This window comes from Rhodococcus sp. AD45-ID (genome assembly GCF_003023755.1).
In the GTDB taxonomy this organism is placed as follows: domain Bacteria; phylum Actinomycetota; class Actinomycetes; order Mycobacteriales; family Mycobacteriaceae; genus Rhodococcus_F; species Rhodococcus_F globerula.
This window is the reverse complement of sequence record NZ_PYHL01000003.1, coordinates 1,034,432-1,054,438: the sequence shown is the minus strand read 5'-3', so window position 1 is coordinate 1,054,438 and position 20,007 is coordinate 1,034,432. Positions and strand designations below refer to the sequence as shown.

General features: G+C 61.8%; 19 protein-coding genes. 6 read left to right on the top strand and 13 right to left on the bottom strand.

From position 1 onward, the window contains the following. Positions 1 to 21 precede the first annotated feature (21 nt). From C7T36_RS29110 to C7T36_RS29080, 7 genes are all read right to left on the bottom strand, one after another. A complete protein-coding gene (locus C7T36_RS29110) occupies positions 22 to 372 on the bottom strand; it encodes a hypothetical protein (protein WP_033234480.1) in 351 nt (116 codons plus the stop codon). A 52-nt stretch (positions 373 to 424) separates the two neighbouring features. After that, positions 425 to 988 carry a mismatch-specific DNA-glycosylase gene (locus C7T36_RS29105; protein WP_033234481.1) on the bottom strand — a complete coding sequence of 188 codons (564 nt, stop codon included), beginning with the start codon at positions 986 to 988 and terminating at the stop codon, positions 425 to 427. A gap of 12 nt (positions 989 to 1,000) precedes the next feature. Further along, on the bottom strand, positions 1,001 to 2,338 hold the full coding sequence (locus C7T36_RS29100; protein WP_045069887.1) for a WS/DGAT domain-containing protein: 1,338 nt from the start codon (positions 2,336 to 2,338) through the stop codon (positions 1,001 to 1,003). A 32-nt stretch (positions 2,339 to 2,370) separates the two neighbouring features. After that, positions 2,371 to 2,847: an SRPBCC family protein gene (locus C7T36_RS29095; protein ID WP_045069432.1), complete on the bottom strand. Its 477-nt coding sequence runs from the start codon at positions 2,845 to 2,847 to the stop codon at positions 2,371 to 2,373. Positions 2,848 to 2,926: 79 nt separating this feature from the next. Further along, positions 2,927 to 3,271, bottom strand: coding sequence for a VOC family protein (locus tag C7T36_RS29090; RefSeq protein ID WP_258190642.1), 345 nt, complete (start codon positions 3,269 to 3,271; stop codon positions 2,927 to 2,929). Between the two features lie 20 nt (positions 3,272 to 3,291). Further along, complete coding sequence (locus C7T36_RS29085) at positions 3,292 to 3,675, bottom strand: phage holin family protein (RefSeq protein WP_033234484.1); 384 nt, start codon at positions 3,673 to 3,675, stop codon at positions 3,292 to 3,294. A gap of 40 nt (positions 3,676 to 3,715) precedes the next feature. Continuing rightward, positions 3,716 to 4,681: an L-lactate dehydrogenase gene (locus C7T36_RS29080; protein ID WP_045069427.1), complete on the bottom strand. Its 966-nt coding sequence runs from the start codon at positions 4,679 to 4,681 to the stop codon at positions 3,716 to 3,718. 109 nt (positions 4,682 to 4,790) lie between these two features. Here C7T36_RS29080 and C7T36_RS29075 point away from each other — a divergent pair, with 109 nt between their 5' ends. Then, positions 4,791 to 5,633, top strand: coding sequence for a PE-PPE domain-containing protein (locus tag C7T36_RS29075; protein ID WP_045069885.1), 843 nt, complete (start codon positions 4,791 to 4,793; stop codon positions 5,631 to 5,633). Between the two features lie 26 nt (positions 5,634 to 5,659). Here the strand turns inward: C7T36_RS29075 and C7T36_RS29070 are convergent, their stop codons facing one another. Next, positions 5,660 to 6,586: a glycoside hydrolase family 43 protein gene (locus C7T36_RS29070; protein ID WP_045069425.1), complete on the bottom strand. Its 927-nt coding sequence runs from the start codon at positions 6,584 to 6,586 to the stop codon at positions 5,660 to 5,662. A gap of 517 nt (positions 6,587 to 7,103) precedes the next feature. Between C7T36_RS29070 and C7T36_RS29065 the strand changes: the two genes are divergently transcribed. After that, positions 7,104 to 8,075, top strand: coding sequence for a pseudouridine synthase (locus C7T36_RS29065; protein WP_045069423.1), 972 nt, complete (start codon positions 7,104 to 7,106; stop codon positions 8,073 to 8,075). Between the two features lie 85 nt (positions 8,076 to 8,160). Here the strand turns inward: C7T36_RS29065 and ychF are convergent, their stop codons facing one another. Next, entirely contained in the window at positions 8,161 to 9,240 is a 1,080-nt protein-coding gene (gene ychF / locus C7T36_RS29060) for a redox-regulated ATPase YchF (protein WP_033234488.1), read from the bottom strand. A 70-nt stretch (positions 9,241 to 9,310) separates the two neighbouring features. Next, positions 9,311 to 9,754, bottom strand: a complete 444-nt coding sequence (locus C7T36_RS29055; protein ID WP_033234489.1) for a CD225/dispanin family protein — start codon at positions 9,752 to 9,754, stop codon at positions 9,311 to 9,313. A 92-nt stretch (positions 9,755 to 9,846) separates the two neighbouring features. Between C7T36_RS29055 and C7T36_RS29050 the strand changes: the two genes are divergently transcribed. The 3 genes from C7T36_RS29050 to C7T36_RS29040 all read left to right on the top strand — a co-directional run bounded on the left by C7T36_RS29050 (position 9,847) and on the right by C7T36_RS29040 (position 14,006). Next, positions 9,847 to 11,424 carry an FMN-binding glutamate synthase family protein gene (locus C7T36_RS29050; protein ID WP_045069882.1) on the top strand — a complete coding sequence of 526 codons (1,578 nt, stop codon included), beginning with the start codon at positions 9,847 to 9,849 and terminating at the stop codon, positions 11,422 to 11,424. 102 nt (positions 11,425 to 11,526) lie between these two features. Further along, on the top strand, positions 11,527 to 13,809 hold the full coding sequence (locus C7T36_RS29045) for a carbon starvation CstA family protein (protein ID WP_033234490.1): 2,283 nt from the start codon (positions 11,527 to 11,529) through the stop codon (positions 13,807 to 13,809). Between the two features lie 2 nt (positions 13,810 to 13,811). Next, positions 13,812 to 14,006, top strand: coding sequence for a YbdD/YjiX family protein (locus C7T36_RS29040; protein ID WP_045069418.1), 195 nt, complete (start codon positions 13,812 to 13,814; stop codon positions 14,004 to 14,006). Positions 14,007 to 14,013: 7 nt separating this feature from the next. Here the strand turns inward: C7T36_RS29040 and C7T36_RS29035 are convergent, their stop codons facing one another. Continuing rightward, positions 14,014 to 14,418 carry a hypothetical protein gene (locus C7T36_RS29035; RefSeq protein WP_045069408.1) on the bottom strand — a complete coding sequence of 135 codons (405 nt, stop codon included), beginning with the start codon at positions 14,416 to 14,418 and terminating at the stop codon, positions 14,014 to 14,016. A 156-nt stretch (positions 14,419 to 14,574) separates the two neighbouring features. Between C7T36_RS29035 and C7T36_RS29030 the strand changes: the two genes are divergently transcribed. Further along, entirely contained in the window at positions 14,575 to 15,771 is a 1,197-nt protein-coding gene (locus C7T36_RS29030; RefSeq protein WP_045069406.1) for an AI-2E family transporter, read from the top strand. On the opposite strand, the gene C7T36_RS29025 is transcribed toward C7T36_RS29030, so the two are convergent. Next, complete coding sequence (locus tag C7T36_RS29025) at positions 15,772 to 18,750, bottom strand: AAA family ATPase (RefSeq protein ID WP_045069403.1); 2,979 nt, start codon at positions 18,748 to 18,750, stop codon at positions 15,772 to 15,774. After that, positions 18,747 to 19,922 (bottom strand): exonuclease SbcCD subunit D, encoded by a 1,176-nt coding sequence (locus C7T36_RS29020; protein ID WP_045069401.1) that lies wholly within the window; start codon positions 19,920 to 19,922, stop codon positions 18,747 to 18,749. Before C7T36_RS29020 ends, C7T36_RS29025 begins: the two co-directional genes overlap by 4 nt. Between the last annotated feature and the right edge of the window lie 85 nt (positions 19,923 to 20,007).

Sequence of the window (20,007 nt, the reverse complement as noted above, 5' to 3'; positions counted from 1 at the left end):
CGGGGCTTGTTTGTGGGTTTGTCAGGTCCAGAGAGCAGCCACAAAAACAGTCACGACGGACAGTCCACCGACCACGTGTACCAGGTTGGGGTTTGGCTGCCCCTTCTTCTGCCTGGCCCGCGTGATCTCCGCCAACGCGACGATGGCCAGTGAAAGTACAAGCTTCACAGCGATCTTCGCGTGAATGTAGTTCTTGTCCAGGGCACCTTCGCCGAGTCCGACGATGATGAGACCGGACAGGAACTGGAGGCGTGCACCCCAGACCATGACCTCGGTGATCTTCGGAGCCTTCAGGACTGTGAAATAGCTACCGACAAGGGCCGCCATACCGAGCAGGTGAATAACTACAAAGATATTGTAAAGAAATGACATATCTGCACTGTAGCGCCTAGTTCACGCCGCTTTTACCGAACTCCGCTATCAGTTACAGGATTCCGGCGTCCCGGGCCGCATCGCGGTATTTAGCGGCGAGCGTATCCACCGTTTCGTGCGCATTGAGCCCACTCGGATTGGGCACGATCCAGAGTTTCGCCCCCTCGAAATCATGGTCCTGATGGCCGGCCTTGGCTTTCTTGTTGCCGAAAGCTGTTCGATAGGCGGTGATCCCGGCGAAGGCAACAACAACAGGCTTGGTGTCCTGCACGATGTTTCGCACCCGAACTCCACCCGCCGCCAGCTCCTCCGGCGTCAATTCATCGGCCCGCGCCGTTGCCCGCACAGCGAGATTCGTTATGCCCACTCCCCGATCGATCAGGTGTTGTGTGTCTGCTGCCGACATACCGTCTGACGGATCTATCGGGCGTTCGATGATGCCTGCCCGCAACAACGCCGGATAGAAACGGTTACCCGGCCTCGCAAAATGCGCACCAGTTGCCGCCGTCCACAATCCCGGGTTGATACCCACGAACAGCAATCGGCAACCCGGTCCGATCAGATCGTCGATCTCGGCGTCGCGATACGACTCCAACTCCGCGCGCGTGAATCCCATAGTGCCAGTACATCAGACCCGCCGCGCAAAGGTATCGCGCACCTCGTCGATCGCGTCGTGCATCAACTGTTCGTAGTGATCGATATCCGCAATCGCCGACGGACTGGTTGTGATGCTGATGGTCACGGTGTCACCGATTCCGTGGACACCGTGTGTGAGTGACATGACCGGCGACAGGCTCGGAAACCCTGCCGTGAATCGCACGGTTCCGCCGCCGAACACCAAGTCCGCGGCTCCGCGAGCAACGCTCGACACCACCGCATTACCCGTCACCGTCTCGGGAATCGCCGTGAAGTCGTATTGCTGCACGCCCCAACGAATCAGCGGCCCCGGCACAGCCTCGAGTGCCCGGTCCGACGCCGCGCTGGACGGGTGTGCTGCTCGCACCCGGCGCTCGGCCAGGGATTCGGTGATGCGGTCGGCGCGCTCTCGAAGATCGGTCACCTCCGGAAACAAACCGACACCTGCGTTGCGGAAGTGGTTGCGCGATTTCGGTTTTCCGTCCTTCGCGATGGTGACTTCTGCACCCAGCTCAGGAGGAACGACGCCATCGGCGGCCAGCAGGTACTTGGTCATGGCCACCGAGATAGCCGTCATCGCCCCCACTGTCACGGAGACCCCGTCGGCTCGGAGATCTGCCGCGTCGCGCACAACCATCCTAACAAGCCTGTGCGCATCCGGGGCGATGTTCGAGGTAACCTTCGGACGGTTCGGGGCCTGCGGCGCAACAACTCCCGACTCGGTATCGGCCTGGAGTTGTAGCTGAGCCTGATGACCCGCGCGGCCGTCGCGAAACAGTCGGTAGATCTGGCCGGGCAGGCGCAGTGCCGCCCGGGCGAGTATTTCTACCGAACTGATCGAGCGTCTGTCGATCTCTGTGCTTTTCGGCTCGTCTGCCGAGAACAGCGTGCGGGCAACAGCACTCGCCCGCTTGCCGTCCGCCAGCGAATGAGCCACTTGCAGAACGGCAATCAACGCAGGGCCGTCGCAGCGCGGTGCGCCGTGCACGCCTTCGAAAAGATGCAGCAGCCAGGGTGTCGCGCGCGGATTGACGTGGTTCTCGAGCAACACCTCGATCGCGTTGATGCACTGCTCCCACGAAGAGTCGGGAAGTCGATGCGTCACGACCAACGACTGGTCGACCGGCATCGGTTCCCACAGCGGATAATCCAGATGCCACGGCACTTCACGAATCCGCACGCACAGATCCGGAATCGACGACGCGCGATCGAGGACCGCGCGTCGTACATCCTCGAGCGATTCCGATTGCCCCTCGAAGCAGTACAGCAGGAGTTGATCGTTGGGGATCTTTTCCGAAATCCAGAAAGTTTGGGCGTCGGTGGGCGTCATCCGTAACACCGGGTGACGGTACCACCGCGGCATCAGCCCTTTTCGGCTTCGGCTTTCAACTGTGCAAGGCCCTTCTCGAAGTCCTTGCCCACCATCTTGTCCATGCTGAAAATGAATCCGAAAATCTTGAAGAAGAAGTTCTTCTTCCCTGTCATTTGCCATGTCACCCGAGTCGAACTGTCCTGCGGTTCGAGAAGAAACGTCGTGACGTTCTGCGCTTTGAACGGTTTGAGGAAGGAAAGATCCAAGACAACACGGCTACCCGGCACCGTTTCGGTGATCTTCATCGAGCCTGAACCGGCCTTCTTGTTGCCAGACCAGGCGTACGACGCACCAACACCGGAATCCGGTCCCGAGTATGTCCGCTGCATCGCCGGGTCCAGTCCTTCCCACGGGGACCAGGTGGTCCAGCGGTGGAAGTCGTTGATCAGATCGAAGACTGTGGCAGCCTCCGCATTGATCACAGCGGAGCGTTCGACAAGAAACTCGTCGGAATTCGGTGAAGCCATAGTCGTCTCTCCAGAAGTTCTCGGGGCGATCAGTCTGACGGAATTATCCACCGTGACGCTGCCGCCGTCGAGACAGAACTCAATCGCGCAGGCACAGGCAGAAGTGATGGCCGACCGGGTCGCGGTAGACCCGGAAAGTCGGATGCTCAGCAATCCCGTCGACGCGTTGCGCTCCGAGGCTCAGTACCCACTCCTCGGCCGGGTCGAAAGCCTCTACCAGGAGATCGAGGTGGATTCCCACACCCACCTTCGGCCAGTCCACCGGAACAAAACCCGGGGCAAGTTGAAACGCGAGTCGTTGACCTGGCAGGCCTTCGATGACGTGCCAATCATCCTCCGCGCGAACAATTCTCCATCCGAGAACCTGTTCGTAGAAGCGTGCCAGCGCAGCCGGATCCGGACAGTCCAGGACTGTGTAGTCCATTCCGATATCCGGGTGCATCGCTAAGCCTTCTTCTCCGCAACTTTCTTACGCACGAAGATGAGTGGCAGCAGCAGAGTCGCGAGGGCCGTGACAAGCCACACGAGGACCGTGCTCATAATCCACGTCGACACACCGGTGATTGTCAGCCCGCCGAAAATCGATGCGATCAGCAGAGCGACGAAAGTCGAGACCAACCCGATTCCGCCGAGGAATGCCGGCGCGTGGCGCTTAGCCATTTTGGCGATGAACGGCGACAGGACCGACTGCGCGATCGCAAAGATGACAACCGCCGTGATGAAACCCGACGCGCTCACCGAAAACCCCGAAAGCAACCACGTCGCAACAAGAAGTCCGACCGCGGCAGACCCGAGGAATATCGCGGCGCGAATCAGAAAACTAATCATTAACCGATCCTATATGCCCGATATACGTCACGGCAGCACTTCACAATCCGAGAGAATGTTGAACGTCTCGCAATGCTCGCGCCGACGCATGGAGACCCTCGCGTTCACCGTCCGACAACGGTACTTCCAGGACTCGGCCGGCTCCCGCACCACCAACCAGCGTCGGCAACGACAGGCACACCCCTTCGAGGTCGTGCACCCCGTTCTGCAGAGTCGAAATCGGCAGCACCCGCTGCTCGTCGCGCAACACCACCTCCACCATGAAGGCGCTCGACAATCCGATGGCCAGATTGGTCGCGCCCTTGCCCTCGATGATTTTGTACGCGCTCTGCACCACCTCGGTCGCGACCTCGTCGCGGATCACACTGTCGAGTGCGTTCCCCGAAGGCCCCACAAATGCCGTCGCCGGAACACCACCGATGGTGGCACTGGACCACAACGGAATTTCGGAGTCCCCGTGCTCACCGACGATGAACGCGTGCACATTCTCGACCGCCACGCCCAACTTCGACGCCATGAGAAAGCGCAGGCGTGCCGTGTCCAGCACCGTCCCGGATCCGAAGATCCGATGCCGGTATGGCCGACCCGCGGCCTGAACCGCTGCGTACGTCGCGATGTCGACGGGATTGCTGACAAAAAGAATGATTGCTTCGGGCGACTGCGAGAGAAGTTGCTCCGTCAAGGTCTGCACGATCTTGACGTTGACCGCCGCCAACTCGAGACGGGACTGGCCGGGTTTCTGTTTGGCTCCGGCTGTCACTACAACCAGATCGGACCCTGCGGTGACCGCGATGTCGTCACCACCGTCCACCGAACACGGTGGGGTGAACTGAGTGCCGTGGTTGAGATCGAGCACTTCCGCTCGCACCTTCGCGGCGTTTGTGTCGTAGAGGGCCAGTATGTCCGCTGATCCGCGAATGAGGCACGCATAGGCGATAGCCGTGCCGACACTGCCGGCGCCGACGATGGAAACCTTCTTCTTCCGAGAGCGATATGCCGTCGTCATAGCTTTGATGGTGCGCCCTTTATAACGATTCTGCAGGATATCGGGATTGCCAGCGTTCTCTCAGGCTTTGATCGCAGACCTCTCAGAATTGCCGTAGACCATGGTGAACATGACAGAGGTAACGGTTTTTGCAGTCGGCGGCACCGGCGAGTCGTACGACGGTGACACCCGCACCCGCGTTGTCGGACTACTGAGCGCGGTCACGCGTGAACTCGACGATAGGTTCGACGCGAAGTGGGTGAGTTACCCCGCATCGTACGGACCTGTTGCCGACGGCGGCTCCAGTTTTCGCCGGAGCACCGAAATGGGTGCCCGGGCACTCTTGGCAGCTCTCGCCGAGGTCCGCGGACCCGTCATGCTCATCGGATACTCCCAGGGATGCTCGGTGATTCGCGCCGCCCTACCAGAAGCGCACGGCAGCAACATCATCGGGATCGGGCTGATCTCCGACCCGCAGCAACCTGTCGGGGTTCTCCCAGATTGCGACGGGTACGGCGTTGCCGGCGACGGCCCGGAAATCCCGTCGTGGATTCCGGCCAAGTGGATCGGGCATCCGCAGGACTTGATCTGCAATGCCAGCGACGACAGCTACATTCGTGATATCGCCGACCTCACTGGCTGGATGTCCTTCACCCAAGCGCGAGTGTGGGCAAACAAAGTGTGGGAACTACTCCGCAGCAACACATTTCAGAACGCGCAGAAGACTCGCTTCAGCCCGAGCCAATGGCGCAAAGATCTACGACGCCTCCGCACCGCCTTCCTCGAAGTCCTCGGATACCTACCGAGCCTTGTGAGCTGGCGACGCTTTCAGATCCGGAACCCCCGTGGCGGCCGGCATGTCAGCTATGCGAGCGAGGCCTTCGACGCCAGCGGACGCACGGGCTGCCAAGTGCTGGCTGATTGGATGACGGCACAGGCTCAGGACGTCAGGGAGCACGTCCCCGCAGCCTGAATCTGCAGCCCTGCGGGTAGGCGCCGCTACGCCGGCTCTCTCATCACTCCGATATGGCGCACCGTCCCGGACAGACCCGGAAGCTCTTGCGCGTCAGACCACGTGCTCAACCCATCCGTGCTGTCGGAATAGAGATACTTCCCCTCGGTATAGGCGTCGAGATAGAGCCGCCAGGTGCCGTCCGGCAACTGAGCCAAGGCTGGGCCCTCCACCAAGGTGCCCCAATCTCCCGGCGGGACAAAGGAATAGGGTCCCGTCGCCGACGGCGCGACCGCATGCTCGATGACCTTCTTCGTCTCGTTCTTGGTGAACGCATGATAGGTCGATCCCACCTTGACCACGGTGGTGTCGATGTGGTCCGCACCGATCCCGGCGAGCGGAACAGGCAGGCTCCACAACCGCAGCGACGGTTCCAGTGCCGTCATCAGATACGGCACAAATCCTCCACCGGTCGACATAGACACGATGACGTTGACGCGGCCGCCGTCGACGAACCACTCGGGCGCCCAGGCTTTGGTGACGAACGGTGACAACGACGGGCCGTCGCTGAAGCCGGCCGACCCCGAGAAACCCGGCGGGCTCGCTGAACCCGTGCCGTCCCCGGTGCCTGGCATGAAGGCACAGCAGAACGGGAGTGAATAGTTCGCCAGAGGTGTCCAGGTGATGCGGTCGCTACTGCGTGCGAAGCCGATACTCGTTCCGCCCGTTGTGTAGGTGAGGTAATACATTCCGTCTGTATTCCGGAAGATGCTCGGATCACGTACCAGCCCGGACGGGGGCCGATACGCCGACGGTTTGACGAGTTGGAATCCAGTGCCGTCCGCGGACTCGAATACATCCATGTCGCGATCGCTGGCATTGCTGAACGCCACCATCGTGTACCGCCAGGCCGACGGCTCAGCGCCGCTGGCCGGGGCCGCGACCAGCAATCCCGCGACAACAAGCATCACCATCGATACAGCAGAAAGGACGGTCCGTTTTGTCGGATTCACCGGTGAAGTATCTACGACAACAGGCGAACCATGCGCAACTTTGACCGCAGGTGTCGCTGGATCGTTACCGACGATGGCGAGGACGCCGTTATAGGTACCTGGATAGGTAGTTCAGCGGATGTCTCCAGCCGTCCCCCGCCCGCATTCTGAATCGGTACTTATTCAGGCGATGAAAGGTGACTTCAGGTGATGACCTTGGCGGATCAGCTGGACAACTGTGAATACCTACTGGCTGACGCGGAACTCACCGGCAACGGTGATGCAGTCCGGAGGTTCAGAGAACATCGCCTCAGGTTGGTCGAACAGCTGTCCCGGCTGAGGGCCTCGGGTCGTCACGTGTAGGAATCAGACGCGCACTTCGGATTTTCCTGAACCGAGAATCTCTGGGTGGCCACCGCTCCGAGTTGGTCCCGGCGTCCCCGCGGGGACGTCTCCGTCAAGGCCCACACCGAATCACCGCTGATCAGCAGTCGATGGGATGATGACCTGCGTGTCCATGTCCCCACCGCTGCCCGTCAAGAACGGAGTTGGCCCGACGCGCCTACGCATCCCACCGTCCGGGCCGTGGGCGACGATCGCCGAGTACGTCGTGGCGAAGTTCGACCATCTGGACGCCGAAAACTTATATCGGCGGTTCGACGACGGCGAGTTCGTGGGTATCGACGGCCACCCGATCTGCCGGAGCACCGAGCTCAGCGCGCACCGGTTCGTCTGGTACTACCGCGAGTTACCGGCGGAGGACCCGGTGCCGTTCCACGAGGAGATCCTGCACGTCGACGACGACCTCGTCGTGATCGACAAGCCACATTTTCTCCCGACCACCCCCAGTGGGCGCTACCTGCGCGAGTCTGCGCTTGTCCGACTGCGGGTCCGCCTCGACAACCCAGATCTGACCCCGATCCATCGACTCGACCGCGGCACCGCAGGCGTGGTGATGTTCTCGGCCCGCCCCGCGACGCGCGGCGCGTACCAGTCACTGTTCGAGAAGCGGCAGGTCACGAAGGTCTACGAGGCGGTGTCGGCGCGACCGCCCCGGTGGGTCCAGGGCGCACCGGGGCTCAGCGAATCCAACGGTCCCCTCGTCTACCGCAACCACATCGAAGCTCGGCGCGGCGAGTTGCGGGTCCTCGTCGACGACAGCCGTGAACCTAACTCCGAGACCATGATCGAGGCGCGAGGGACGGGCGTGAGCGCCTCCGGACGTACTGTGCTGCACACGGTTCTACGTCCGCAATCCGGACGGATGCATCAGTTGCGGGTGCATTTGGCGGCTCTCGGCGCCGGGATCCTGGGCGACCGGCGATACCCCGACCTGTTGCCCGACGCCCCGGACGATCATTCCCTCCCACTCCAATTGCTCGCGCGGGAACTCGAATTCAACGATCCGTTGTCGGGGAAAGCGCGGCGGTTTGTCACACGTCGGACGCTCAGCGAGATGCCAGCAGGGTGAGGACCAGACGCCGCAGGGCGATTATGCATACGCGCGGCTGATAACCCACGCGAGCGCATAATCGCCCTGCGACAGTACAGAGGATTTAGACGTTGAAGCGGAACTCCACCACATCGCCGTCGGCCATGATGTAGTCCTTACCCTCCATGCGGACCTTGCCGGCAGCCTTGGCCGCGGCCATGGAACCCGCCTCGACGAGGTCGTCGAATGACACGATTTCAGCCTTGATGAAGCCTCGCTCGAAGTCGGTGTGAATGACGCCGGCAGCCTGGGGCGCGGTATCGCCCTTGTGGATGGTCCAGGCGCGCGCTTCCTTCGGACCGGCCGTCAGGTAGGTCTGCAGCCCGAGGGTGTGGAAGCCGGTGCGTGCGAGAGCGTGCAGGCCGGGCTCGGTCTGACCGATCGAGTCGAGCATTTCCTGGCGGTCTTCCTCGTCCAGCTCGAGGAGTTCCTGCTCGACCTTCGCGTCGAGGAACACGGCGTCGGCCGGAGCGACGGATGCGCGCAGTTCTTCGACCTTCGCTGCGTCAGTGAGCACAGACTCGTCGGCGTTGAAGACGTACAGGAAGGGCTTGGTGGTGAGCAGGCTCAGTTCACGCAGCAGCGAGAAGTCGAGCTTGTCCTTGACGCTGAAGAGCGTCGTGCCCTCGTTGAGGAAGGCCTGAGCCTTGAGTGCCTCGTCGTGGGCCGGCTTGAGCTCTTTGTTCTTGCGAGCTTCCTTGTCAAGACGCGGGAGAGCCTTCTCGAGTGTCTGCATGTCTGCGATCACGAGCTCGGTCTCGATGACCTCGATATCGGAGGCGGGGTCGACCTTGCCGTCGACGTGAATGACGTCGTCGTCGGCGAAAACGCGCACTACCTGGCAGATTGCGTCAGCTTCACGAATGTTGGCGAGGAACTTGTTTCCAAGGCCTGCGCCCTCGGAGGCGCCCTTCACGATTCCGGCGATGTCGACGAACGACACGGTCGCGGGAAGGATGCGCTCGGAGCCGAAGATCTCGGCGAGCTTCTGCAGCCGCGGATCGGGCAGCTCGACCAGGCCGACGTTGGGTTCGATGGTCGCGAACGGGTAGTTCGCAGCCAACACGTCGTTGTTGGTCAGTGCATTGAAAAGGGTGGACTTGCCGACGTTGGGCAGTCCGACGATTCCGAGGGTAAGGCTCACGGTCTGTGGATTCTACGGCCTCGCGGCGACGCGACGGGTACTCGCCCCACCGTCACGTCGCCGCAGGTGATCAGTTGTAGTTGTAGTTGTCGACGGACGCCACGACCGCGACCAGGAAGATGACGTAGAACGCGATCAGCAGAATCCATCCGATGACGGCAATCAAGAGCGCGATCTGGCCGAGCTTCTTCACCCGCTCTGACGCGTACTGCGCGCCCTGGTGATCGCCCATCGCCCACTTCGGGTAGATATCGTGCAGATGATTGAACGCGGCAAACGCGACGGGCCAGAAGAAGATGATCGCGGCGACGGCCCAACCTGCATTCGATTTCGGCGGACCGTATTGAGGCTGCGCGTAGGACTGCGGGGCGGCGTACTGCTGCGGCGTGCCGTACTGCTGACCTGACGGATACTGCTCGGTCGGGTACTGCTGATACTGCTGGCCGGCGTTGCCCGATTGGTCGTAACTCGGTGTCTCGCCGTAAGTCGGTTTAGGTTCCTGCGGTTCGGTCATCGTTCCCCCAAAAATTCGGTTTAAGTTCCTCTACTGCAGAACCTAACGGAAGCAGGCGTTGCCGTGTCGTAGTGAGCGCCTACGCTCGCGGTGTGACCCGGATGCTGATCGTGCTCGCCATATGGATAGTTGGCCTCGGAGCCGCGACGCTTGCGAGCGTCGTCGTCCCGGGGTGGTGGGTGATCGCTGTCGTCGCGCTCGCTCTGGCAGTGGTGGGCACGTACGACCTGAGTCAACGGCGGCACAGCATTCTGCGCAACTATCCCGTCATCGGACACGCCCGCTTTCTGCTCGAAAAGATTCGACCGGAGATTCAGCAGTACTTCGTCGAATCATCCACCGATGGAACGCCATTCGATCGCGAGACACGCGATCTGGTCTACGAACGCGCCAAAGGCACTCTGGCCGAGGAACCGTTCGGGACCGAGCGCGACGTCAATGCAATCGGCTACGAGTTCATGACACATTCGATCCGGGCCCGCAAGGCCCCCGACACTATTCCGCGAGTGCGTCTCGGCGGACGCGATTGCACCAAACCGTACGACATCGCTCTTCTGAACGTCTCCGCGATGAGCTTCGGGTCGTTGTCCGCCAACGCAATCGAGGCACTCAACGCCGGCGCCGCGAAGGGCGGATTTGCCCACGACACCGGCGAAGGAGCCATCAGTCCGTATCACCGCAAACACGGCGGCGATCTGATCTGGGAAATCGCGTCGGGATACTTCGGATGCCGAACCGCTGACGGGCAATTTGATCCGGACCGCTTTGCCGAGCGTGCGGCTCTCGACCAGGTGAAGGCCATCTCGATCAAGCTCTCGCAGGGCGCCAAGCCCGGATTGGGTGGGGTACTTCCCGGAGTCAAGGTCACCCCCGAAATCGCCGACACCCGAGGCGTTCCCGTCGGCCGGACCGTCATATCGCCGCCTGCGCACACCACATTCAGTACCCCTGTCGAACTGGTCGACTTCGTTCACACTCTGCGGACATTGTCCGGCGGCAAGCCGGTCGGACTGAAACTCTGTGTGGGCTCGCGTCGTGAGTTCCTCGGCATCTGCAAGGCGATGATCGAGCGCGGCGTCACGCCCGACTTCATCATCGTCGACGGTTCCGAGGGCGGAACCGGAGCAGGTCCGGTCGAGTTCGAGGACCACATGGGTATGCCGCTGACCGAGGGATTGATGTTGGTCCACAATGCGTTGGTGGGGACGGGATTACGGGGTCTCGTGAAGGTCGGCGCGTCCGGCAAGGTTGCCAGCGGCTCCGACATCGTCAAACGCATCATTCAGGGAGCCGATTTCACGATGGCCGCCCGCGCCATGATGTTTGCCGTTGGCTGTATTCAGGCCCAGATGTGCCACACCAACCGCTGTCCCGTCGGCGTTGCGACTCAAGACCCGGCCCGCACCCGCGCCCTCGACATCCCCGACAAGAGCGAACGCGTGTATCGATTCCAGAAGGCAACCGTCGCAAGCGCGCAACAGATGATCGCGTCGATGGGTATCGACTCCTTCGATCAGCTGGAACCGGCGATGCTCAACCGCCGGATCGACGGCCTCACAACCCGGACGTATGCCGATCTCTTCGACTGGCTCATGCCTGGCGAACTCCTCGACTCCCCGCCACAAAGCTGGCTCACCGACTGGATCGACGCCGACGCCCATCGATTCTGAAATACCGGCCAGGTGCCGCGCGGATTCACTCTTCTAGCCCTACAGTGACAGATGGCCCGCTGTGACGGCGGCCACATCTGAACTAGTGGACGGAGTTCGACGATGAGCCTGACGACGGCGCCGGAACCGAATGTCGAGTACCTGAAAACAGACCCTGACCTGCCACCCGTCGGCGTGGTGGACCGCACCCCCATCTCACCGACTGCGCGCTTCGTGTTCCTGGTCATCGGACTGGTAGGCGGCCTCGCCTGGTACATGATCGCGATAGTGCGAAACGAACACATCAGCGCCGTCTGGTTCGTGTTGGCCGCAATCTGCACCTACCTGATCGCCTATCGGTTCTACGCGCGGTTGATCGAACGCAAAATCGTCAAACCACGCGACGACGTCGCCACCCCTGCCGAAATCATGGAAAACGGCGCGGACTACATGCCGACGGATCGACGGGTTCTCTTTGGTCACCACTTCGCAGCCATCGCGGGCGCCGGCCCACTGGTCGGTCCGGTCCTGGCCGCGCAAATGGGTTATCTGCCAGGCACTCTGTGGATCATCATCGGAGTCGTCTTTGCCGGTGCCGTACAGGATTTCCTGGTTCTGTGGATCTCGTCCAAACGACGCGGCCGCAGCCTCGGTCAGATGGCTCGTGAAGAACTCGGCCTCGTCGGCGGCGTCGCGGCACTGATCGGCGTTTTTGTCATCATGATCATCCTCATCGCCGTTCTCGGACTTGTGGTTGTCAACGCGCTCGCCGAAAGTCCCTGGGGCGTCTTCTCTATCGCGATGACCATCCCCATCGCACTGTTCATGGGCGTCTACCTGCGTTACCTTCGCCCCGGCAAGGTCTCCGAGGTGTCGCTGATCGGCGTGGTCCTGCTGCTGCTGGCCATCGTCTCCGGCGGCTGGGTCGCCGATACCGGTTGGGGCGCAGACTGGTTCACGCTGTCCAAGGTCACCATCGCGTGGCTGATGATCGCGTACGGATTTGCCGCCTCCGTCCTGCCCGTGTGGCTTCTCCTCGCACCCCGCGACTACCTGTCGACGTTCATGAAGGTCGGCACAATTGCCCTGCTGGCCATCGGAATTCTGGTTGCGCGACCAGCACTGAACATGCCTGCCGTTACGCCGTTCGCTTCCAACGGAGAGGGCCCTGCCTTTGCCGGCGCGCTGTTCCCGTTCCTGTTCATCACCATCGCCTGCGGCGCACTCTCGGGGTTCCACGCACTGATCGCGTCGGGAACCACACCGAAGCTGCTGGAGAAGGAAAGCCAGACCAGGATGATCGGCTACGGCGGCATGCTGACCGAATCGTTTGTCGCCATCATGGCCCTGGTTACCGCCTGCATCCTCGATCAGCACCTGTACTTCGCGCTCAACGCTCCCGCCGCACTGACCGGCGGAACACCGGAAACCGCAGCAGAATACGTCAACAACCTGCCCCTCGGAATCGCTCCCATCTCCCCCGACGTCCTGTCTCAGGCAGCTGAGGCCGTCGGAGAGGAATCGATCATCTCGAGAACGGGCGGCGCTCCGACGCTGGCGTTCGGCATGTCCGAAGTCCTCAGCGACGTGTTCGGTGGTGACTCACTGAAATCGTTCTGGTATCACTTCGCGATCATGTTCGAGGCGCTCTTCATTCTCACGACCATCGACGCCGGCACCCGAGTTGCGCGGTTCATGCTCTCGGACTCACTGGGTAACTTCGGCGGTCCCGCAAAGAAGTTCAAGGATCCGTCGTGGCGCATCGGTGCGTGGCTCTGCTCCCTGATCGTTGTTGCGGCCTGGGGCGCAATCCTGCTGATGGGCGTCACCGATCCACTCGGCGGCATCAACACGCTCTTCCCCCTGTTCGGAATCGCCAATCAGCTACTCGCAGCCATCGCACTGACAGTGGTCATGACGATCGTGATGAAAAAGGGACTGTTCAAGTGGGCCTGGATCCCCGGAGTTCCGTTGGTATGGGACTTGATCGTCACCATGACGGCGTCGTGGCAGAAGATCTTCTCCGACAATCCGGCAATCGGATACTGGGCTCAGCACAACGTGTTCAAGGACGCAAAAGCCGCCGGCGAGACGTCGCACGGCTCCGCGAAGACTCCCGAAGCAATCGACGCCGTCATTCGCAACACGTTCATTCAGGGCACGTTGTCGATCATCTTCGCGTCACTCGTCATCGTCGTGGTTATTGCCGGAATCATCGTGTGCATCAAGGCAATCAGGGCCGGCGGCCTACCCACTACCGAATCCCCCGAGGAGCCGTCGAAGATCTTCGGCCCCGCGAGCTTCATCCCGACACCGGCAGAAAAGGAAGTTCAGAAGGAATGGGACGAGCTCATCAAGGCCGGTAAAGTTCGCGCACCCGGCGCCGCACATGCGGGTGGGCACTGATCATGACTGCACACGTCGCAACAACCCTGCGCGGCATCCTGTGGTGGATCCGTTCGGTGATGGGCGATCTGGACTACGCCCGGTACGTCGAACACACACGGCGGAACCACGCCGATGCGCCGCTTCTGAGCGAGCGCGAGTTCTGGCGTCGACGTCACGCAGCAGCGGACAGCAATCCTGGTGCCCGCTGCTGCTGACTGACGATCAGGGGCAGGCTGCCTTGGCCAGAGAGAAAATGTGGTCGGCCTGCTCCTGAGTCGGAACAGTTCCGTTGTTTTCCGCCAGAGTGATGATCTCTGCCTTCACTTCTGCCTCGTCGGTGCCCTTGGCGACTTCGTCACACGTTGTCGTCAGGATCTTCTCGATGTCCGCGTCATCACGATCAGCCGCCAACGGCGCGTACGCACCGCGGAACGTTGCCACGAACAGGGCAGATTTTCCCTGATCGATGGCATTGCCCGCTGACTCTTTTGCAGTCTCGAAAGCCTGCTGCCCACTGGTGATCGCGCTGTTGACCTTGTCCTGTGCATCGTTCGTCTGTTCCTCACTGCACGCGGTGAGACCCAGAACGACGATTGTTGCTGCCACAACTGCTGCTGCAATTCTCATAACGGAAATGGTAGCCGCGCACCGTCGCCGCCAGATACCGATCAACCGTTAGCGTCGCGCGTACTGCACCAAATCGGACAGCGTTACGATCAGGCAAGCGGAACCACGTCAATTACATCGGCGGGGAGAACCCCACGCCGACCGAAAGGACGATCAGTGAGCGAGCAAGGCAACGAGGTAGCTGGGCCGGCTCCCGCGCGTACACGCGACCGCGGCGAGATCATCGGACAGGGCGGCCTGTGGCTCGCCAAATGGTCATTGGTCTTGGCATCCATTTCGATCGGCGCATTGATTTTCGGCTGGCTCGTCGAAAAGCTGTGGGTAATCGTGCTGCCCGTGGCTCTGGCGATTGTCCTTGCGACTGTCATGTGGCCGCCAACTCGCGAAATGGTCAAACGCGGATTACCGCCGGCAGCCGCTGCCGGCATCACCCTGCTGCTGTCGATCGGAGTGCTCGCCGGTGTGATCGCCGGGATCATCCCGTCAGTAGTCGGGCAGGCCCCTGAACTCGCGAACAAGACAACCGAGGGCATCAACCAAGTTCAGGACTGGCTCCAAGGACCGCCGCTGAACTTGCAAGACGATCAGATCGACAACGCCATCCATTCAGTTGTCGCCAAGGTCCAGGAAAGTGGAACCGCTATCGCCTCAGGCGTTTTCAGTGGCGTGAGTACCGCTGGTTCCCTTCTCGTCACCCTGGGCCTCGTTCTGGTCCTGTCGTTCTTCTTCATCAAGGACGGCCCGCGATTCATCCCGTGGCTCCACGCGGTGGGCGGCGGAAAGGCCGGACGGCACCTCGAAGAAGTTCTGACGCGCATGTGGGACACCCTTGGTGGGTTCATCCGCACCCAGGCTCTGGTGAGTCTGATCGACGCAGTGTTCATCGGCGCCGGACTGTTGATCCTCGGCGTCCCTCTGGCACCCGTGCTCGCGATTCTCACCTTCATCGGCGGCTTCATTCCGATTGTGGGCGCATTTGTTGCCGGCGCCCTTGCGGTGCTGGTTGCGTTGGTAGCCAACGGCCTGACCACGGCGATCATCGTGTTGATCATCATCCTGCTGGTGCAGCAAATCGAAGGAAACGTCCTTCAGCCTGTCCTGCAAAGCAAGTCGATGAAGCTCCATGCCGTTATCGTGCTTCTCGCCGTCGCGGCGGGTAGCTCCCTCTACGGCATCATCGGCGCATTCCTCGCAGTCCCCGTGGCCGCTGTCGCCGCCGTCGTCATCCGCTACATCGGCGAGCAGATCGACGAACGCGCCACCGACAACGAACCTATGCCGAAGGGCGACGCGGCCGACCTGGTCGAGCAGTCCGAGAACGGTGCAAACACCGCCGGAGACCAGAAGGCCTGATCAGCCGGCAATCAGTTCTACCGAGGAGCCTGCACGTCCCCGAATGACGTGCAGGCGACTCGGGATTCGCTGTCGCATTTCGTCGACGTGACTGACTATCCCGACAACACGTCCACCGTCGCGAAGTTCGTCCAGCACACCCATCACCGAGTCGAGTGTGTCTGCATCGAGCGTCCCGAATCCCTCGTCGATGAACATGGTGTCCAGCACAACGCCACCGGATTCAGCCGCGACAACATCGGCAAGCCCCAATGCCAAAGACAGTGACGCCAAGAAGGACTCACCGCCCGACAGCGTTTTTGCCGACCGCACGACGCCCGTGAAATCGTCACGGATATCAAGCCCGAGCCCACCGCGGCGACCACGGGATCCGGCTTCGTCACTGTGAACGAATTCGTATCGTCCACCGGACATTCGACGCAACCGAACCGACGCGGACAGTGCAACTTCCTCGAGTCGCGACGCCAACACATACGACCGCAATGACATCTTGCGGTTGTTCTGCCCCTTGCCCGCGATCACGTCTGCCAGCGCCGCCAACTCGTCGTGGCGCGCACGCTGCGGCGCGATTGCCTCGTAGGCTTTCTCGAGTTGGCCGTTGAGCCGCTCGAGGTCCGAAACCCGATTCTCGGCCAAGGACGCCGCTGCCACAGCCTCGTTGACCGCCGCCGCGCATTCACGCGACACCAGTGCTGGTCCATCCACGTCCACAGTCGCAACATCAGCCGTTGCAGCAACATCTGGGTCGTCGAGAACTGACCTCGCGGCTACTCTGCGATCACGTGCCCGGGCAACCTCAGCCTCTAGAGCCGCGATGCGTGCCGGCGTCCGAACAGCTGCCAGCGCGGCCGGAGCCGACTCGAAACCAGCGGAGAGTGCTGCATCAACCAGTTTGGCCGACAACTCGGCAGCTCGAGCCTGCGCTCTGGCCGCGTCGTCGCGGGCTTCCGAAGCCGTCACAGCTGCGTTTGCCCAGGTCTCGAACCGGGCCCGCCTGGCGGAGATGCTCGAATCCTCGCCCGCTGCAGAGACAATCGCGGCGCGAATCTCCTGCGCTCGCAGCGTCAGAGCCGAGATACGCTCGATGACTGTGGCCGCTTCCGTGGCCAACGCTGAGGACTCCTGCTCGAGTGTGTTGTCGCGGCCGCTGAGTTCCGCTGCCTTTGCAGCCAAATCGGCTGCCCGACGCGCCATGGATGTTGCACTCTCGAGCGCCGCTTGTGCCCGCTCTCGCACTGCCTCGAGTTCCGTGACATCACCATCGCCGCCGCGGGCGATCAAACGCTCGATCTCCAACGCCAGAGCGCTCTCCTGCTCGAGAACGACCGTCAAAGCACCTTCTGCGGCGCGTTCGAGAACTGCGGCTTTCTCCACGTCCACCTCGGTCACGGTGTCGGTTCCGGGCTGCGCAAGTGCGGGATGCTCCGGAGAACCACACACCTGGCACGCGTCACCCGGTTTCAGTGAACCGGCCAGTTCCGCCGCCATTCCCTCGATACGCGTTTGCACGCGATCAAGCCAGCGACCACGCGCCGCTTGATGGGCGTCCCGCGCATCAAGCACTGTGGCGCGCATTGCCTCGGCCCTTGCCCGCACACCAACGATGTCGCGCGCAGCCGAAGCACTGTCTGCCGCCGCTGCATAGGCAGCTCGAAGGCCCGGCAACGTCGCTTCGCAGCGCTGCGCATCGGCGAGTTCCGATGCGGCAGAGCTCAATTGTTCCGGCAGCTGCGCGCGCTGGCGGGCGATATCCTCGGTGCGGGCGATCATCTTGGCGTGCCGCGCCGACAGTGTGCCGATCTCCGACTCCGCCGCATCCGCGATCCGCGCCTGCTCGGCCACCGAATCCAGTCGCACGATCTCGTCTCGCCAGTCTCGGACCTGGGCCAAGACCTCGCCGCGTTCACCGTCTCGCGCCGGCCACCCTCCCCCACCGAAGATGTCGGGACCGCCGTGCTCGGAGTAGAGCGTCACCGCCTTCTCAGCCTGTGCGAGTGCCGACGCCATTGCCCGCTGCGCCGAATCCGAATCCTGAGAGATTACCGAAACCGGTTGCGCCCGTGTGGCTGTAGCCAACTCGTCTGCAATGACCGCCAGGTCTGCCGACCCCTCGTCCAGTGCAATGATCTCTGCGCGCGCACGGTCTCGACGACGCACCAAATCCGCAGTACGCTCGGCAACTCCGAGAATTCGGTTTGCCTCCGCTGCAGCAGCTTTGGACTTCTCGAGTACTTCGTTTGCCAGATCGCGGCCGTCTTGCGCCTCCGCGAGCAACTTGCGCGACCATTCGAGCGGATGCGCTTCCGCTCCCACTTCCAAACCCGCCGCAGTCTCGACGCGCGCAAGTAAGACCTGCACGGCCTGCTCTTTGTCGGCGAGAGCGCTGGCACTGGCTTTCTTCTTCTCGTCGAACCACGCCTCGACCGACACAAATTTCTTGGTGTCGAACAGTCGCTCGAGCAGCTTGCCGCGCTCCTCGTTCTCGGCGCGAAGGAATTTGGCGAACTCCCCTTGTGGGAGCAGAACAACCTGGAAGAACTGATCGGCGCTCATTCCCATCAGTCGGTTGATCTCGTCGCCGATATCCGGAATTCGCGAGAGGTTCTCGCCGCGGCCGTCGAGCCACGTCAGAGTTGCCTTGGCGTTCTCGACGATCGAACCGGATCCACGTTTTTTCGGACGCGAAAACTCGGGACTACGAACAAGTTTGAGGCGTCGACCGCTGATGGTCGCTTCGAGCGTCACCTGCGGTACGGACCCGACCGGAGCATGATCGGACAGCAACCGCTTGCCCTCGTTTCGAGCACCGGGCACGCGGCCGTACAACGCAAAGGCCACGGCGTCGAGGACAGTGGTTTTGCCCGCGCCGGTATCACCGTGCAACAGGAAAAGTCCGTCGGCCCCCAGCCTGTCGAAATCGACCGTGACGGTGTCAGCGAACGGGCCGAAGGCCCTGACCTCGAGCGTATGAAGTCTCACGCGCTCACGCCCAGTTCAGCTGTGGCTTCGTCGGCTCGATCAGCCGAACCGAGTGCAGCTTCCATCAGAGAGATTTCGCCCTCGGTAGGCTCGCTGCGGACCGCGGAAACAAACCCCCGGGCGATTTCGATATCGTCTCGACCACGCACTGCGTCGCGGTATTTGAGTTCCGAATTACCTTCTGGCCGCTGCCATTCGAGATGGACGGCAAACGGGAACCTCGTGTGCAACGCGCGCATCGCATCGATCGGGCGAACCGGATCGGTAAGCAGCGCCGAGACGTAACAATCCTCGGCATCGTCGTGATCCGACGAGTTCAGCAACACCTCGAGGGTGCCCGTCAACTGTCGCAATCCCCGAACAATCGGAAGATCGAGACGCGACGTCGAGACGAGGCCGCTGCCGTCGAGTTCAACCAACAACGCCGCTTTCCTATGGCTGCGCTCACCGAACGAGTACGGCAACGGCGAACCTGAATACCAGACCCGCTCCGACAACATCTGCGGCGAATGGAGATGCCCCAGCGCGACGTAATCGACACCGTCGAACTCCGCTGCCGACACCGTCTCGACACCACCCACAGAAATGGAACGCTCCTCACCCGTCGCCTCGCCGCCGACTACAAAGGCATGTGCCAAAAGCACCGACCGCGTTTTCGGGTCACTCTCTTGCCGACCCGTCAGGTCTGCCCGCACCCGGGCCATAGCCGCCCCGAGAACGTCCGAGTGGCTACGCGCACGAGGAACATCCAACTCGACTCTCGTGATCTCCGGTTCGAGGTACGGGATTCCGTAGAACACCACGGGACCGAACTCGTCCTCGACCACAACCGGTGAATCGACCTGACCGACCCGGGTGATCAGATGCAGCCCGCCGGCCGCGGCAAACGACGCACCGGCACCCAAGCGCACGGCCGAATCATGATTGCCGGACGTGGCGACGATGATCGCCCCGGCATCACGTATGGCCTCGAACCCTCGATTGCACACCGTGACCGCGTCGGAACTGGGAATCGAGCGATCGTAGATATCCCCCGGAACAACCACGACGTCCACGCCATGCTCACGGACCAGAGCCGCAATGGTGTTCAACACACTCGCCTGATCGGCCAACAAGTCCACACCATGGAAAGTGCGACCTATGTGCCAATCGGACGTGTGCAGGATCTTCATTCCAGTGACGGTAGAGGACCCCACCGACAGATAAACCCGAAGCCACGACCGGCACAAACACTGCTCACACCGAGAAAGCGGCTAA

Bases quoted from the DNA above. Each gene is read 5' to 3' on its own strand.
- C7T36_RS29110 (WP_033234480.1), bottom strand. From the start codon at position 372: ATGTCATTTCTTTACAATATCTTTGTAGTTATTCACCTGCTCGGTATG.
- C7T36_RS29105 (WP_033234481.1), bottom strand. From the start codon at position 988: ATGGGATTCACGCGCGCGGAGTTGGAGTCGTATCGCGACGCCGAGATC.
- C7T36_RS29100 (WP_045069887.1), bottom strand. From the start codon at position 2,338: ATGACGCCCACCGACGCCCAAACTTTCTGGATTTCGGAAAAGATCCCC.
- C7T36_RS29095 (WP_045069432.1), bottom strand. From the start codon at position 2,847: ATGGCTTCACCGAATTCCGACGAGTTTCTTGTCGAACGCTCCGCTGTG.
- C7T36_RS29090 (WP_258190642.1), bottom strand. From the start codon at position 3,271: ATGGACTACACAGTCCTGGACTGTCCGGATCCGGCTGCGCTGGCACGC.
- C7T36_RS29085 (WP_033234484.1), bottom strand. From the start codon at position 3,675: ATGATTAGTTTTCTGATTCGCGCCGCGATATTCCTCGGGTCTGCCGCG.
- C7T36_RS29080 (WP_045069427.1), bottom strand. From the start codon at position 4,681: ATGACGACGGCATATCGCTCTCGGAAGAAGAAGGTTTCCATCGTCGGC.
- C7T36_RS29075 (WP_045069885.1), top strand. From the start codon at position 4,791: ATGACAGAGGTAACGGTTTTTGCAGTCGGCGGCACCGGCGAGTCGTAC.
- C7T36_RS29070 (WP_045069425.1), bottom strand. From the start codon at position 6,586: ATGGTGATGCTTGTTGTCGCGGGATTGCTGGTCGCGGCCCCGGCCAGC.
- C7T36_RS29065 (WP_045069423.1), top strand. From the start codon at position 7,104: ATGATGACCTGCGTGTCCATGTCCCCACCGCTGCCCGTCAAGAACGGA.
- C7T36_RS29055 (WP_033234489.1), bottom strand. From the start codon at position 9,754: ATGACCGAACCGCAGGAACCTAAACCGACTTACGGCGAGACACCGAGT.
- C7T36_RS29045 (WP_033234490.1), top strand. From the start codon at position 11,527: ATGAGCCTGACGACGGCGCCGGAACCGAATGTCGAGTACCTGAAAACA.
- C7T36_RS29040 (WP_045069418.1), top strand. From the start codon at position 13,812: ATGACTGCACACGTCGCAACAACCCTGCGCGGCATCCTGTGGTGGATC.
- C7T36_RS29035 (WP_045069408.1), bottom strand. From the start codon at position 14,418: ATGAGAATTGCAGCAGCAGTTGTGGCAGCAACAATCGTCGTTCTGGGT.
- C7T36_RS29020 (WP_045069401.1), bottom strand. From the start codon at position 19,922: ATGAAGATCCTGCACACGTCCGATTGGCACATAGGTCGCACTTTCCAT.